12 protein-coding genes are annotated in these 14,220 nt (G+C 71.0%); 9 read left to right on the top strand and 3 right to left on the bottom strand.

What is annotated here, in order from left to right:
• Positions 1 to 5: 5 nt before the first annotated feature.
• Positions 6 to 620, bottom strand: coding sequence for an RBBP9/YdeN family alpha/beta hydrolase (locus N7L95_RS09915; RefSeq protein ID WP_301259656.1), 615 nt, complete (start codon positions 618 to 620; stop codon positions 6 to 8).
• Between the two features lie 28 nt (positions 621 to 648).
• Positions 649 to 867: a TOBE domain-containing protein gene (locus tag N7L95_RS09920; RefSeq protein ID WP_301259657.1), complete on the bottom strand. Its 219-nt coding sequence runs from the start codon at positions 865 to 867 to the stop codon at positions 649 to 651.
• Positions 868 to 1,103: 236 nt separating this feature from the next.
• On the opposite strand from N7L95_RS09920, the gene N7L95_RS09925 reads away from it, so the two are divergent.
• On the top strand, positions 1,104 to 2,276 hold the full coding sequence (locus N7L95_RS09925) for a sigma-54 interaction domain-containing protein (RefSeq protein ID WP_301259658.1): 1,173 nt from the start codon (positions 1,104 to 1,106) through the stop codon (positions 2,274 to 2,276).
• A 448-nt stretch (positions 2,277 to 2,724) separates the two neighbouring features.
• Positions 2,725 to 3,753, top strand: a complete 1,029-nt coding sequence (locus N7L95_RS09930; protein WP_301259659.1) for a capsular biosynthesis protein — start codon at positions 2,725 to 2,727, stop codon at positions 3,751 to 3,753.
• A 421-nt stretch (positions 3,754 to 4,174) separates the two neighbouring features.
• Here N7L95_RS09930 and N7L95_RS09935 read toward each other — a convergent pair whose 3' ends face one another.
• A complete protein-coding gene (locus N7L95_RS09935) occupies positions 4,175 to 5,803 on the bottom strand; it encodes a right-handed parallel beta-helix repeat-containing protein (RefSeq protein ID WP_301259660.1) in 1,629 nt (542 codons plus the stop codon).
• A gap of 459 nt (positions 5,804 to 6,262) precedes the next feature.
• Here N7L95_RS09935 and N7L95_RS09940 point away from each other — a divergent pair, with 459 nt between their 5' ends.
• The 7 genes from N7L95_RS09940 (at position 6,263) to N7L95_RS09970 (ending at position 14,215) form a co-directional block, all read left to right on the top strand.
• Positions 6,263 to 7,942 (top strand): hypothetical protein, encoded by a 1,680-nt coding sequence (locus tag N7L95_RS09940; protein WP_301259661.1) that lies wholly within the window; start codon positions 6,263 to 6,265, stop codon positions 7,940 to 7,942.
• A 299-nt stretch (positions 7,943 to 8,241) separates the two neighbouring features.
• The gene (locus N7L95_RS09945; RefSeq protein ID WP_301259662.1) at positions 8,242 to 9,012 is read left to right on the top strand and encodes a GntR family transcriptional regulator; all 771 of its coding nucleotides are present in this window, start codon (positions 8,242 to 8,244) and stop codon (positions 9,010 to 9,012) included.
• 18 nt (positions 9,013 to 9,030) lie between these two features.
• Positions 9,031 to 10,791, top strand: coding sequence for a fumarate reductase/succinate dehydrogenase flavoprotein subunit (locus N7L95_RS09950; protein ID WP_301259663.1), 1,761 nt, complete (start codon positions 9,031 to 9,033; stop codon positions 10,789 to 10,791).
• Positions 10,792 to 10,812: 21 nt separating this feature from the next.
• Positions 10,813 to 11,055 carry a 4Fe-4S dicluster domain-containing protein gene (locus tag N7L95_RS09955; protein WP_301259664.1) on the top strand — a complete coding sequence of 81 codons (243 nt, stop codon included), beginning with the start codon at positions 10,813 to 10,815 and terminating at the stop codon, positions 11,053 to 11,055.
• A gap of 23 nt (positions 11,056 to 11,078) precedes the next feature.
• Complete coding sequence (locus N7L95_RS09960; protein WP_301259665.1) at positions 11,079 to 12,497, top strand: ABC transporter substrate-binding protein; 1,419 nt, start codon at positions 11,079 to 11,081, stop codon at positions 12,495 to 12,497.
• A 9-nt stretch (positions 12,498 to 12,506) separates the two neighbouring features.
• The gene (locus N7L95_RS09965; RefSeq protein WP_301259666.1) at positions 12,507 to 13,346 is read left to right on the top strand and encodes an ABC transporter permease; all 840 of its coding nucleotides are present in this window, start codon (positions 12,507 to 12,509) and stop codon (positions 13,344 to 13,346) included.
• Positions 13,343 to 14,215: an ABC transporter ATP-binding protein gene (locus N7L95_RS09970; RefSeq protein ID WP_301259667.1), complete on the top strand. Its 873-nt coding sequence runs from the start codon at positions 13,343 to 13,345 to the stop codon at positions 14,213 to 14,215. The genes N7L95_RS09965 and N7L95_RS09970 overlap by 4 nt, the downstream gene beginning before the upstream one ends.
• Positions 14,216 to 14,220 lie beyond the last annotated feature (5 nt).

Here is a 14,220-nt window from a genome sequence, read left to right on the forward strand (position 1 = left end):
CACGCTCAGACAGCGAAGGAGAACTCCAGCGTGTGCGCCCTCTCCGGCCGGCGGGTGCGCTCGAGCTGGTGCACCAGCAGCTGCGTCACCGTCTTGGCCTGCGGCAGCGGGCCGAAGCCCGACTCGGGATTGATGTGCCCGACGTCGCCCAGGTTGATGAAATGGCTGCCCCAGCGCCGCGCCCAAGTGCGGGCGGCGTCGAGCCGCATCCAGGGATCGGTCTCGCTGGCCATCATGCAGCTGGGCAGTGGCAGGCGCGCCTGCGGCAGCCGGGCTTCGAGCCCGAACTTGCGCGGATCGGCCGGCGCCACCAGCAGCGCCGCACGCACCGGCAGCGGCTGCCATGGTGCCAGGCGCTCGCGGCCACGCTCCAGGTAGCGGGCCAGCGCCAGGCAGCCGAAGCTGTGCGCCACCGCCACCCAGCGCCCGGGCGGCTGGCCGTCGAGCGTCTCGGCGATGCGTTCGGCCCAGCGGTCGAGCTCGGGACGGGCCCAGTCTTCCTGCCTGACGCGCAGGCTGCGCCTGAACTGCTGCTGCAGCCAGCTCTGCCAGTGGTCCGGGCCGCTGTCGTACAGCCCAGGAATCACCAGCACGCGCACAGGATCGCCTCGGTATGGCATGGTCGGCCCCTTTCGCTGCTGGCGCTCGTCAGAGCGTGGCGATGGACACCTCGGTCGACTTGACCAGGGCGATCACTTCCTTGCCTTCCACCAGGCCCAGCTCCTTCACCGAGCGGGTGGTGATGACCGAGGTGACGATCAGGCCACCGGCGGTCTCGACATCGATCTCGGACACGACCGGGCCTTCGATGACCTCCTTGATCCTGCCTCGGAACTGGTTGCGCACATTGATGGCGGTGATGCTCATGCTCGGGAACTCCTGCGTGGATGGGGATGAAGCCTGGCCGCAAAGGTAGCCAAGCCGGCCGTCATCCCGAACGAAGGATTTCGGCGCTGCACATGCCGAAATCGCATGTGCGCCGCGCGCCTGAGCCGGCCTGGCCGGGCGCGCGCCAGCGCATATGCAAACTCGAAATCAACGCTTGGCCTCGTCCGGGCCCGGCCTTAAGGTCACCCATCCCGCCACTTCCCGTGCTGACCGCCGTGAGCCTGCCCGCCGTGAACCAGTTGCTGAGCTTTCCCGATCCGACCTCCCTGGCCCGGTCGCACCGGGCCAAGGCCTTGCTGTTCCATGACCGGCGTTCCCTCGAGCTGCTGGAGCATGTGGAGCGCATCGCCCGCAGCGAAGCCACCGTGCTGGTCATCGGCGAGACCGGCACCGGCAAGGAGCTGATCGCGCGCCACATCCACAAGCAGAGCGGCCGCAAGGGCCCCTTCGTGGCCGTCAACTGCGGCGCCTTCAGCGAGTCCCTGATCGACGCCGAGCTGTTCGGCCATGAGTCGGGTGCCTTCACCGGCGCCTCGCAGGCACGGGCGGGGTGGTTCGAGGCGGCCAACGGCGGCACGCTGTTCCTCGACGAGATCGGCGACCTGCCGATGCCGCTGCAGGTCAAGCTGCTGCGGGTGCTGCAGGAGCGCCAGGTGGTGCGGCTGGGCTCGCGGCGCGCCACGCCGCTGGACGTGCGCCTGGTGGCGGCGACCAACATCGACCTCGGCGCGGCGGTCGAGGGCCAGCGTTTCCGGGCCGATCTCTACTGGCGGCTGAGCGTTGCCTCGGTGCAGCTGCCGCCGCTGCGCGAGCGGCCCGGCGACATCCTGCCGCTGGCGCGCCACTTCATCGAGCTGTATGGCGACAAGCTGCAGCTGGACGAGGTGGCGCTGTCGCCCGAGGCCGAGGCGGCGCTGCTGGCCTATGCCTGGCCCGGCAACATCCGCGAGCTGGAGAACGTCGTCCACTACGCGCTGATCGTCTGCCGCCATGGCGTCATCCGCCCGCAGGATTTCCGCTTCGTGCCCTTGCGCGGCCGCCCGGCACCCGCGCCGCTCGGCCCGCTGCCGCCACATGGCGACCCCCTGGCCAGCACTGCCCTGCCGGGCCGCTGCGGCGCTGCGGCGCCCGAGCCGGTGGAGCAGCTGCTGACCGCCTTCGAGGCATTGCTGGCCGGCGGGCAGCGCGACCTCTTCCGTACCGTGGAGGCCAGCCTGGTGCGACACGCCTACACCCGTTGCGACGACAACCAGGTGCAAACCGCCCGCCTGCTGGGCGTGACCCGCAACACCTTGCGCACCCTGCTCAAGCGCTATGGCCTGCTCGGCGATGGCGGCGAGCTGACCGGCGAGGCGGACGCCGCCGGCGAGCCGGCCCTGACCCATTGAGCCACCGCGACGGCGTGGATGGCGAAGGCGCACCTCCGGCACGACGCAGCGCAAGCCAGAGCCGCGGACCCCGTCACAAGATGACCCGTGTGGCCGCCGCGCACCGGCGCGCCGCCGGGCCCTGCGGCCTGGCTTCGCGCCCCGGCTCCCTGCCCCTGGCCACCGCTTTGCCGGCCGTTGCAGGCCGACGGGTCCCGTGCCCTGACGCGCGCAGTGAGGTAAGAAACGTAAGCCCCGGCGTCGGCCGCCTGGCGGGCAGGCCCGGCGATACAGCGCCTGCATCGACCGGCAGCCAGCGCGGTGCTCACCGGCAGTGGGCTCGGCGGCTCCCCTGACCCGCGGCCCGCGCCACCGGCCGGCCAGCCGGCCCGGGCGCCCACTCACACCTCGGCGGTCGGGCGCGGACCCCCTCCCACTTACAATGCAGGCTGCAAAACAGGAGTCGACGATGGATGTCAACGACCGGGAGGTCTGTTTACAGATCAATCTGCATCCGCTGGATGCGCCCCACGCCGTCCACACCCTTCCCCACCAGATGCGCGCCCTGGGCCCGCAGGTCGACGAAATCCAGCTGACGCTGGACCTGCACCTGAGTCAGGGCAGCCGCTACCGCACCACGGACTACCCGGAGAAGCTCAAGAGCCTGCGGCAGACCATCGACCGCATCTGCGCCGAGCATCCGAAGGCCTATGTGGTCGAGGTCGACTATGCCGAGCAGACCGCGCGCCAGGTGGCACGTGCCTTCCTCGGCGGCGATTTCATTCCGATGCGGGCCGAGAACGGCAGCCCGTTCTACGCCTACCTCTTCGGCATGTATTCGGCCCGCTCGCCGCATGTGCTGCACCTGGACTCGGACATGCTGTTCGGCGGCGGCTCGCTGACCTGGGTGCGCGAAGCGGTGGCCAAGCTCGCCGAGGACCGGCAGCTTCTGACCTGCAACCCGTTGCCCGGCCCGCCGACCGCGGACGGCAGCCTGCGTTCGCAGCAGGCGGAGCGGGTGCCGGCGCCCTACCCGGCGTTCCGCTTCCATTCGTTGAGCACCCGGGTCTGCCTGCTCGACACGCGGCGCTTCCGCAGCGGCGAGCTGCGCGTGCCGCTGCTGAACCCGGGCCTGTCCAAGCGCCTGCAGTGCTATGTGAACTACACGCCGCCCTACCTCGCGCTGGAAGACAGCCTGGGCGCGCTGATGGTGGAACGTGGCCTGTCGCGACTGGACTTCCTCGGCAACGGCCCGGGCCTGTGGACCTTGCATCCGGTGCACCGCTCGCCGCGCTTCTACCAGGAACTGCCGCACCTGATCGCACGCATCGAGGCCGGCGACGTGCCCGAGGCACAGCGCGGCGACTACAACATCAATGATTCGATGTTCGACTGGTCCGAGGTGCGGGCCGCCCTGACCTGGAAACGCAAGGTCCGACGCCGGCTGGAATATGCGGCGGCCGGCATCGCCGGGCGCATGCGCGACCTGCGCAGCTGATGGCGCCGGGCGGCGGCGGCGCCGCCCGCCCTGCGGGCTGCCGGGCGTGTGCTGCCCACGGCAGCCACCGCTGGCGACGCTCGCGGAGAGTCGTCACCTTTGCGTCGTCACCGGTGTGTTGCCACCGGTGTGTTGCCACTGACGGCTGACACCGACGGCTCCCCATTGATCGAGCAATGCAGGTGGCGGCGCTTCCACCGGGCAGCGGCTCCCGCCGCGGCGCTCAACCGCGAACGGCCTGGCCTTACCAGCGCCGCAGGCCCGCGTTCTCTTCAGGCACCCCTTGCCACGCGCCGTTGCGGCGCCTTCTTCCGGCGCCCTGCCCAGGCCAGGCCCGAACCTGACCAGGCCGCGGGGGACCGCGGCCAGGCCATCAGGCGGTGGCAGCAGCGGCCCGCCTCGGGGCGCCGCTGCCCGCGCCTCACTGGCGCTCGATGGCGCCCAGGTCCATCCCGGCCCCCACGCTCTGGCGCTTGACGAGCTGGCCCTTGCCGTCGAACTGGTACTGCACCGTCACGTTGCGCGCAGCCAGCGGCGCCTCCTGCCCGGCATCGAGCACCGGGCTGCCGGGCAGCGGTTGCATCGTGGCCGGGTCCACCGGCGGGGTGGTGCCGGTGATCAGGTTGGCAGCGCCATTGAGCTGGCCGCCCACCTTGTGCCAGGGGCCGGCGTCGCTCCACTTCGCATCGATCCAGTTGCGGCCCAGGTTGACGATGCCGCCGGTCTGGGAGGGCAGCGCAAAGGGTTCGGCGTTGTCCTGCTTCTCGCGCATGCGAGGAAACTCGATGTCGCGGTCGAACATGAACACGTTGTTCCAGACCTCGGCCTTCTCGTCGGTGGTGGAGAGCTGGAACACCACCGCATAGTCGCCACCGGTGAGGTGCACGGTGTTGTTGAAGAAGTACAGCGTGCCCTTGCGGTAGCTCGCCTCGTTGCCGGCATGGTCGCCACCGTAATGGATGGTGGTGCCCTTGCGGCCGTCCTTGACGATCTGGTTGCCGTACACATAGGTGTAGCGGTAGGTCGGATCGTTCTTGGCGTGGCTGTTGTAGTAGTCCTCGGTCTCCACCAGGTCGAGCGCGTGGGCGCCGTCCTCGATGCGGTTGTAGCGCACCACGGTGCCGGTCGAGCGGTCCTTGATGGAGTTGCCCGCCGCGCCTTCGCGCATCGGGCCGTAGCGGTTGAACTCGTAGATGACGCCGGCGGTCTGGATGTAGGTGGTGTGCAGCAGCTCCACCCCCTTCAGGCCGTTGTTGTGGAAGTGGTTGCCGGCGATGCGCAGGTTGCGCGTCACCGCGAAGTCGCCGTCTTCCTTCGAGTTGCTGAAGATGGCCTGGCTGCAGTCGGTGATCTCGTTGTCGGCGATCACCATGTTGTGCACCCGCTCCACCCACAGGCAGGCGCCGAACTCCACATACTGCCGGCGCACGCCGGTGCTGTCGGTGAAGTAGTTGCCGGGACGGGCGCCGCGGATCTGCAGGCCGTCGATCTGCAGGTGGCGGGGATAGGCCTGCCAGTCCTGCGTCTGCAGGCGGTTCACGACGATGACCGAGCGCGACTCGTGCAGCTCGTGGCCATAGGCCAGGCCGCGACGGGAGACGGCGTCCTTGCCGTCCAGCACCGGCCGCTCGCCATTGGGCCCGCGCACGCCGCACAGGCGCACCGGCTTGTCGGCCGTGCCTTGCGCGGCCAGCAGCACCTTGCCGTGGTAGGGCTCGGCCCGGTAGAACACCCGCACGGTGTCGCCGGCCACCAGCTTGTCCCAGGGCACCTGGTTCAGGTCGGACAGCTGGCCGGCGCCGGGGCCGACCTGGTAGTCCTTGCCCTTGCCGGGCTCGCAGGCCGACAAGGTGAGCACCTGGCTGGGCACGGCATAGCCGCCCTGCCCACCGGTGCTGCCACCGCCGCCGGCGTTGCCACCATCGTCACCGCCCCCTCCACCGCCGCCGCAGGCGGCCAGCAAGGCAGCGACCGCCAGGCCGCCAGCAGACAGCGTCAAAGCGCGAAACGCCAGTGCGGGCAGCGCCCGCTTCCACGGTGTGTTCTTCATGTTGTGCATCAGCCTCGCTGTTGGAGGCGGCCTTTCCCTGGATGCCGAATTTAACATGCGCTTGCATATAGGCCGGGTAGCGGCGGAGTGGCCGGACAAGCGGTTGCTTCAGCTGGTCGACCGGTGCTGGCCTGCGCGGCGCCCGCCGCTGGCCCGGGCGCCAGCACCCGCGCGGCGGCACGAGCCGCGGCAGACCGTTTTCCATGCACCGTGGCCGCTGATGTTGGCCGCCTGGCTTCAGCGGCACCAGGCGCATGGATTGCTTCGGCGCGGGCCTGCCTCTGGCCTGGCCGCGACGGTATCCCAAGGCCGGGGCGCCGTACACCGTCAGTTCCTGCAGGCGCTCGAGCGGCGGCAACCCGTGCATCGGCGGCATGCCGCGGCCACCGCCAGGGACCCGCGGGCGGGGCGCCCGCCCGGCATAACATCCGGCACCCCTCGCCACTTGCCGCCTGCCGGATGTCGTCTTCCGTCCCCTTGCTCGACGTGCAGCTCGCGCGTCCGTTCGCCATCGGCACACAGCCCTGCAATGCACTGGCCGCCTGGTTCGTCGCGGCACTCGCGGAGCGGGCGCTGCGGCGGCCCGCCGGAGCGCCTCTGCCGGCCAGCCTCCTGATGCAGCAGGCCGGCAGCAAAGGCGGCTACCCGATGGCGGTGACGCGGCTGTTTAGGCTCTGCGCCGCGGCCGGACTGCAGGTGGGCTGGGGACCGGCCACCGGTGTGGCGCCCGCCAGCCTGCCCCTGCGCGGGCGCAGCCATGGGCCGTTCTGGCTGCCCGTGGCCGAGGCCCGACGACTGCGCTTCTGGCTGGGCGGGCGCTCGCTGAATCTGGCGGGCGTGCGGCGGCACTTGCAGGCCACCACGCCACCAGCCGATGGCCCGGCGGCCGAGCTGGCCGCCGCGGCGCCGGCCGCGGGTGCCAGTTTCTGGTTTGCCTTCCTGCAGGCCCGGCAAGGCGCCGAGGAAGGCCTGCCGAACCGGCCGGGCGGGACAGCGGCAGGCTTCGGCGCCAACGCCGGCCTGCAAGCGCTGGCGACGCAGCCGGGCACCAGCGACCTGCAACGCGCCTGGGCCTTGTTCGCGCTGGCCCGGCAGGCGCGCCGGCGTGACGACCTGCTGCAGGCGGCCGACGCCCTGCAGCAGGCCTTGCGCAGCAGCGGCACGGGCCCGCAGCGGCCCGGCCTCCATACCGGGCCGAATCGGCCGGCCACCGAGCCCGCCGAGCAGGCGCGGCGCGACGCCATACGCGGCTTGTGCCACCTGGGTTTGGCCTGGTGTGCCTACCAGGAGCGCCGCTACCCGCAGGCGCAATCGTGGCTCGACCGGTACTTCAAGCCGGGCAGTGCGCCGTGCTGGCTGCACAACCCCCGGCTGATGGCCGAGCGCCACAACCTGCAGGCCTTGCTGTGGCGCAGCCGCCTCAGTTCCGGCCGACACGCGCGAGCGACGGCCGGCGAGGTGGCGCGTGTCTTCACCTGCTTCGAGCAAGCCCTGCTGTGCGCGATCGAGGCCGACTCCTTCACGCTGGTGGAGAGCGTGGCCTCCAACCTCGGCTATTCCACCTGGCTGCTGAAAGTGGCGATGGCGGCGCCCGAGGCGCCTGCCGAGGACGGCACACGGGTCGAGGCCATCCGCTGGCTGCTGCTGTCGGAGTGGTACCGGCAGCGCCACGCGCTGGCGGCCGGCTCGCTCTCCAACCTGCTCAGCGTGTGCCGCATCGCGCGCGGCGGCCTGCCCTTCGCTTCCCGCGGGGGGCATGGCGCGAGCGATCCGCAGCCGCTGCCGCCCTTGCCGCTGACCGCCCTGCGGCAGCAGTTGTGGCCGCTCGGCGAGCTGCTGGGAGCGGCGGCCGGCAGCGAGGACTGGTCGCAGGTGACCGCGGCCCTGCTGGCCGAGGTGCGGGCGCAACCCCAGGCGCATGGCCGGCTCGAAACCGCAGGTGTGCTGCTGGAACATGCCTGGCAGCTGTGCCGGCGCCCCGGCGCAGCACGCCAGACGGGCCCGCTGCTGGACGAACTGCGGCGGCTCACCGCCAGCATGAACCGCGTCGACCGGGCCTTCTTCGAGCTGGAGCAGAAGGCGCTGGAGGCGGCTGGCGCAACGCCGGCGCCCCCAGGCCGCCCGCGCCCGGCGCGTTGAGCGGCAGGCGGCCGGCCTCCGGCGGCTGACGCCGCGGTCCTGCCGGTCGCGCAGCCCGTGGGCATGAGCCCGGCAGGCCGGCCCGCCAGCACCTTCCCCACGCCGCATGCAACGGCCGGCCACCTGCTGGAAAGCGGCCAGCGCTGTCGGTTTTCCGACAGCGCTGCTGCGTTGACGGCTTGCGAACCGCACCCCGGCAGCGCCTCCATCCGCCCGGCTTCTCCAAGCTGCATCAAGCACTTGGCGGTGAAGTCCGGGGCAGCACTAGCGCGGCACAGGCCTTGCGTTCAGCACCTGACATGACCCGTCATCTCCACCCCGGGCTCAGCGCCGCCAGCACCGCAGAGCCGCATCGACAAGCCCAGACCCTGCATGGTCGCATCCGGGAAGACCTGCGCGAGCGCATCCTCTCGGGCGCCTGGCAGCCGCACGACCGGGTGCCGTCCGAGAGCATGCTGATGGCGCAGTATGGCGTCAGCCGCATCACGGTGCGCCAGGCGCTGGGCGACCTGGAACGGGAGCAGCTGATCTTCAAGCTGCCTGGCAAGGGCGCCTTCGTGGCCCAGGCCAAGCCCTTCCAGGAACTGGGCCGGCTGCAGGGTTTCGCCGAGGCCATGCAGGCGCACGGCCACGAGATCTACAACCGGGTGCTCGACGCCGGCACAGTGCCGGCCAGCGCCGAAGTGGCCGAGCGCCTGCAGCTGCCGGCCGGCTCACCGGTGACCGCCATCCGGCGCGTCCGCCTGCTGGACCGCCGGCCGGTCTCGCTCGACCTGACCTGGCTGCCGCTGGCGCTCGGCCAGCGGCTGCTCGGTGCCGACCTGGCCCGGCGCGACATCTTCACGATCCTGGAGAACGACCTGGCGACGCCGCTGGGCCATGCCGACCTGGTGATCGACGCCGAGCGGGCCGACGCCGCCCTGGCGACGCTGCTGGGCATTGCCGCCGGCGAACCGGTGCTGCACATCGAGCGCCTGACGCATGACACCGCCGGCCGGCCGATCGACCACGAGCACCTGTACTGCCGGCCGGACAACTTCCAGTACCGCCTGCGGCTGCAGCGCCGCTGAACCCATCCCGAGGACCCCATGGACACCCTGGAACAAGAAGTCGACGTGCTGGTGATCGGCGGTGGCACCGCCGGGCCGATGGCCGCCGTCAAGGCCAAGCAGGCCGACCCGACGCTGCGCGTGCTGCTGCTGGAGAAGGCCAACGTCAAGCGCAGCGGCGCGATCTCGATGGGCATGGACGGACTCAACAATGCCGTTCTCCCCGGCCATGCCACGCCCGAGCAGTACGTGCGCGAGATCACGGTGGCCAACGACGGCATCGTCAACCAGCGCACCGTGATGGCCTATGCCGCCAACAGCCACGCGATGATCGAGGAGCTCGACCGCTGGGGCGTGCGCTTCGAGAAGGACGAAACCGGCGACTACGCGGTGCGCAAGGTCCACCACATGGGCAGCTACGTGCTGCCGATGCCCGAGGGCCACGACATCAAGAAGGTGCTCTACCGGCAACTCAAGCGCACGCGGGTCGAGATCACCCAGCGGCTGGTCGCCACCCGGCTGCTGACCGCTGCCGACGGCCGCATTGCCGGCGCCATGGCCTTCGACTGCCGCAGCGGCGACTTCCATGTGATCCGCGCCAAGGCGGTGGTGCTGGCCACCGGTGCGGCCGGCCGGCTCGGCCTGCCGGCCTCGGGCTACCTGTTCGGCACCTACGAGAACCCGACCAACGCGGGCGACGGCTACAGCATGGCCTACCACGCAGGCGCCGAGCTGTCGGGCATCGAGTGCTTCCAGATCAACCCGCTGATCAAGGACTACAACGGGCCGGCCTGCGCCTACGTCACCGGGCCCTTCGGCGGCTACACCGCCAACGCGCAGGGCCAGCGCTTCATCGAGTGCGACTACTGGAGCGGCCAGATGATGTGGGAGTTCCACCAGGAGCTGCAGGGCGGCCGGGGTCCGGTCTTCCTCAAGCTCGACCACCTGGCCGAGGAGACCATCGCCGCCATCGAGACCATCCTGCACACCAACGAACGGCCCAGCCGCGGCCGCTTCCATGCCGGCCGTGGCACCGACTACCGCCGCCGCATGGTGGAGATGCACGTCTCCGAGATCGGCCTGTGCAGCGGCCATTCGGCCTCCGGCGTGTGGGTGGACGAACGCGCCCGCACCACGGTGGCCGGCCTGCATGCGGCCGGCGACCTGGCCTGCGTGCCGCACAACTACATGCTGGGGGCCTTCGTGTACGGGCGCCTGGCGGGCGAAAGCGCCGCCGAGTTCTGCGCCGGTCAGGCGCATGCCGCGGTCGACCCGGCGCAGGTCGAGCAGGAGCGCGCCCGGGTCTGGGCACCGCTGCTGCGCGAGCATGGCCTGCCGCCGCAGCAGGTGGAATACAAGCTGCGCCGCTGCGTCAACGACTACCTGCAGCCGCCCAAGGTGACCCGCAAGATGGAGATCGGCCTGGAACGCTTCGAGGCCATCCGCGAGGACCTGCAGCAGCTGAAGGCGCGCGACCCGCACGAGCTGATGCGGGCGATGGAGGTGCATTTCATCCGCGACTGCGCCGAGATGGCCGCCCGCGCCTCGCTCTACCGCACCGAGAGCCGCTGGGGCCTGTACCACGCACGCGTCGACCATCCCGAGCGCAACGATGCCGAGTGGTTCGTGCATGCCCAGCTGCAGAAGGACGCGCAGGGCCGCATGGTCAGCTTCAAGCGACCGGTGGCGCCCTACATCGTGCCGATCGACGAGCGCGACAGGACCGCCTACCAGCGCCTGCGCCTGCCCAGCGCCGCAAGCGTGGCCCGGCACTCGACAGCGCCCGCGACCGCCCCCTGACCCTGCCGGAGGAACCCGCCCATGCACACCGCCCCCCTCGCCTTCCAGCCCAGCAGCGTGCCCGTGAGCGTCGATGCCGAGAAGTGCATCGCCCACAAGGGCTGCACCGTCTGCGTCGATGTCTGCCCGCTCGACGTGCTGGCCATCGACCTGAGCCGTGGCACCGCCTACATGAAGTACGACGAATGCTGGTACTGCATGCCCTGCGAGAAGGACTGCCCGACCGGCGCGGTCCATGTCGACATTCCCTACCTGCTGCGCTGACCCCCTGACCCAGGAACGCATCGATGAAACTGCTGCACACCCTCGGCGGCCTCACCCTCGGACTGGCCCTCGCGGCCGGCGTCCGGGCCGAGACCATCCGCATCGCCATCGGCACCCAGGACACCACCATCAACTGCGCCACCGGCGGCCTGCTGATCCGCGAGCTGAAGTTGCTGGAGAAGTACCTGCCACGCGACGGCCGCTACCGTGACGCCGAGTACGACATCCAGTGGAAGAACTTCACCTCCGGCGCGCCGCTGACCAACGAGATGGTGGCCGGCAAGCTGGACTTCGGCGCGATGGCCGACTTCCCCGGCTCGCTCAATGGCGCCGCCCATCTGAAGGCGGGCAAGAAGAGCCTGTTCCTGTCGGTGCTGTCCGGCAGCACCATAGGCAGCGGCAACGGCATCGTGGTGCCAAGCGGCTCGGCCGTGCAGTCACTGGCCGGGCTCAAGGGCAAGCAGATCTCGGTGCCCTTTGCCTCGACCGCCCATGGCATGCTGCTGCGCGCGCTGAAGGCCGAGGGCCTGGACCTGGAGCGCGACGTCACCATCCTGACCCAGGCACCGGAGGTGGCCGGCTCGGCCTTGCAGGCCGGCAAGATCGACGCGCATGCCGACTTCGTGCCCTTCGCCGACCTGTTCCCCTACCGCGGCTTTGCCCGCAAGATCCTCGACGGTGCCCAGACCCGCGCGCCGACACTGCACGGCACGCTGGTCGACGCAGCCTACGCGGCCCGGTACCCGGAGGTGGTCACCGCCTACCTGCGCGCGGCCATCGAGGCCGACCGCCTGTTCGCCGCCGAGCCCGAGAAGTACAGCGAACTGGTGGCCAAGGTCACCGGCATCGAGGCCGAGGTGGCCTACCTGTTCCACGGCCCGCTGGGCCTGCAGACCCGCGACTTCAGCTGGAAGCCCGAGTACCGGCAGGCGGTGGCCACCTCCATCGAGACGCTGCGGCTGCTCAAGCGCCACGATGCCGACCTGACGGCCGAGCGCTTCATCGACGACCGTCACATCCGCGCCGCCTTCGCCCAGGCTGGCCTGGACTACGAGGCGCAGCTGAAGAACTACGACAAGCAGCCGCTGAAGGCCAACGATGCCCTCACCGGCCAGCCCATCACCGACCCGCGCCGTGTCGCCCAGGTGTGGGTGCAGGGTGAGCCCAGGGTGCGCCACTACGGCGCGCCCGAGCATGCGCTGGCCGACGTGAAGCGGCTGGAAGCCGCCGGCCGCAAGGTCCGGGTGGTGTATGCCCAGGACCGCGAGCTGGGCATCAAGCTGCTGGCGCGGCAGGCCTGGTTCGCGGTGGACGGCCAGGGGCAGGTCAACGCCTTCCTGCTGAAGGACAGTGCCACCGCCTGGGCCGCCGCGCAACAGGGCCGGGTGCTCGACTATGCCGGCGCCAGCCAGGCCGCCGCCACCCGGCTGGCGGCACGCTGAGGCACGGGCATGACAGCCGTCCTTCCCCTCGCCGCGCCGGACCGGCGCCGCTGGCACGGCGTGCAGCGCCGCCTGGCCGGGCCCTGGTGCGCACGCCTGCTGTCGCTGGCGGCCTGCCTGCTGCTGTGGCACTGGGCCACCACCCGGCAGGTCGACCTCGGCGTGCTGAGCTTCGCCCATGTGCCGGCACCGGCCGAGGTGGGCCGCAGCGCCTGGGAGCTGCTGCAGAGCCCCCGGCTGCTGCAGCACCTGGGCTGGAGCCTGTGGCGCATCGGCGCCGGCTTCGGCGTGGCGGCGCTGGTCGGCGTGGCGCTGGGCCTGGCAATCGGCCGCTGGCCCTGGGCGCGCGCGCTGCTGCTGCCGCCGCTGGAGGTGCTGCGGCCGATCCCGGCGGTGGCGTGGATTCCGCTGGCCATCCTGATGTTCCCCTCGTCCGAGGTCTCGATGATCTTCATCACCTTCACCGGCGCGCTCTTTCCCATCCTGCTCAACACGCTGCATGGCGTGGAAGCGGTCGATGCGCGGCTGCTCGCCTCGGCCCGCAGCCTGGGCACGCGGGGCTGGCGCCTGTTCGCCGAGGTGGTGCTGCCGGCCTCAGCGCCGAGCATCGCCACCGGGCTGGCCATCGGCATGGGCACCTGCTGGTTCTGCCTCGTCTCGGCCGAGATGATCTCGGGGCAGTTCGGCATCGGCTACTACACCTGGGAGTCGTACACCTTGCAGAACTACCCGGGCATCATCGTCGGCATGCTGTGGATCGGTGGCCTCGGCCTGGGCAGCAGCGCGCTGCTGCGTGCCCTCGCCCGCCGCGCCATGCCGTGGTGGCACGCCCAGGAGGGCAGCACATGACCGACACCGCACGCACCAGGCCGGCAGGCCTCATCGAGGTAGAACGGCTGCACATCGAGCTGGGCCACGGGCCGGCGCGCTTCGAGGCGCTGCAGGACCTCCACCTCTCCATCGAGCCGGGCGAATTCGTCTGCCTGCTGGGGCCCTCGGGCTGCGGCAAGTCCACGCTGCTGGGCGCGCTGGCCGGGCACCTGGCGCCCAGCCGGGGCGAGCTGCGGCTGGACGGCCGCAGCATCGCCGGGCCCCACCCAGAGCGCGGCCTGGTGTTCCAGCAGCACACGCTGTTTCCGTGGCAGCGAGTGATCGACAACGTGGCCTTCGGGCTCAAGATGCAGGGCCGCCCGCGCGTGGAGCGGCAGGCCCGCGCCCGCGCGCTGCTGCACGACGTGGGCCTGGCCGGCTTCGAGGGGCACTACCCGCGACAGCTGTCGGGCGGCATGCAGCAGCGGGTGGAAATGGCCCGGGTGCTGATCCATCAGCCGCGCGTGTTGCTGATGGACGAACCCTTCGGCGCGCTCGACGCGCTGACGCGACGCAAGATGCAGCAGCTGCTGCTCGAGTTGTGGCAGCGCATGCGCACGACGGTGGTGTTCGTCACGCACGACATCGACGAAGCCCTGCTGCTGGCCGACCGCCTGCTGGTGATGAGCCCGCGCCCCGGGCGGCTGGTGGAAGACATCGCCCTGCCCTTCGGCCGGCCGCGTGATGCAGCGCTGATGGCACACGCCGACGTCCACGCCCTGAAGCGCCATTGCCTGTCCCTGCTCGAAGCCGGGGCGGTGCCGGGTGGCGGCACCTCGCGGCCCCGCCTGACGCCCCTGCGGTTGCCGCTTGAGCCGGCCGCCACCGCCCTCCGATATGCCCTGTGAGCCTG

It is taken from the genome of Eleftheria terrae, assembly GCF_030419005.1.
GTDB lineage: Bacteria > Pseudomonadota > Gammaproteobacteria > Burkholderiales > Burkholderiaceae_C > Caldimonas > Caldimonas terrae.

Excerpts from the sequence above, each read along its gene's own strand:
- N7L95_RS09960 (WP_301259665.1), top strand. The coding sequence starts at position 11,079 with ATGAAACTGCTGCACACCCTCGGCGGCCTCACCCTCGGACTGGCCCTC.
- N7L95_RS09930 (WP_301259659.1), top strand. The coding sequence starts at position 2,725 with ATGGATGTCAACGACCGGGAGGTCTGTTTACAGATCAATCTGCATCCG.
- N7L95_RS09920 (WP_301259657.1), bottom strand. The coding sequence starts at position 867 with ATGAGCATCACCGCCATCAATGTGCGCAACCAGTTCCGAGGCAGGATC.
- N7L95_RS09955 (WP_301259664.1), top strand. The coding sequence starts at position 10,813 with ATGCACACCGCCCCCCTCGCCTTCCAGCCCAGCAGCGTGCCCGTGAGC.
- N7L95_RS09945 (WP_301259662.1), top strand. The coding sequence starts at position 8,242 with ATGACCCGTCATCTCCACCCCGGGCTCAGCGCCGCCAGCACCGCAGAG.
- N7L95_RS09950 (WP_301259663.1), top strand. The coding sequence starts at position 9,031 with ATGGACACCCTGGAACAAGAAGTCGACGTGCTGGTGATCGGCGGTGGC.
- N7L95_RS09935 (WP_301259660.1), bottom strand. The coding sequence starts at position 5,803 with ATGAAGAACACACCGTGGAAGCGGGCGCTGCCCGCACTGGCGTTTCGC.
- N7L95_RS09915 (WP_301259656.1), bottom strand. The coding sequence starts at position 620 with ATGCCATACCGAGGCGATCCTGTGCGCGTGCTGGTGATTCCTGGGCTG.
- N7L95_RS09965 (WP_301259666.1), top strand. The coding sequence starts at position 12,507 with ATGACAGCCGTCCTTCCCCTCGCCGCGCCGGACCGGCGCCGCTGGCAC.
- N7L95_RS09940 (WP_301259661.1), top strand. The coding sequence starts at position 6,263 with ATGTCGTCTTCCGTCCCCTTGCTCGACGTGCAGCTCGCGCGTCCGTTC.
- N7L95_RS09970 (WP_301259667.1), top strand. The coding sequence starts at position 13,343 with ATGACCGACACCGCACGCACCAGGCCGGCAGGCCTCATCGAGGTAGAA.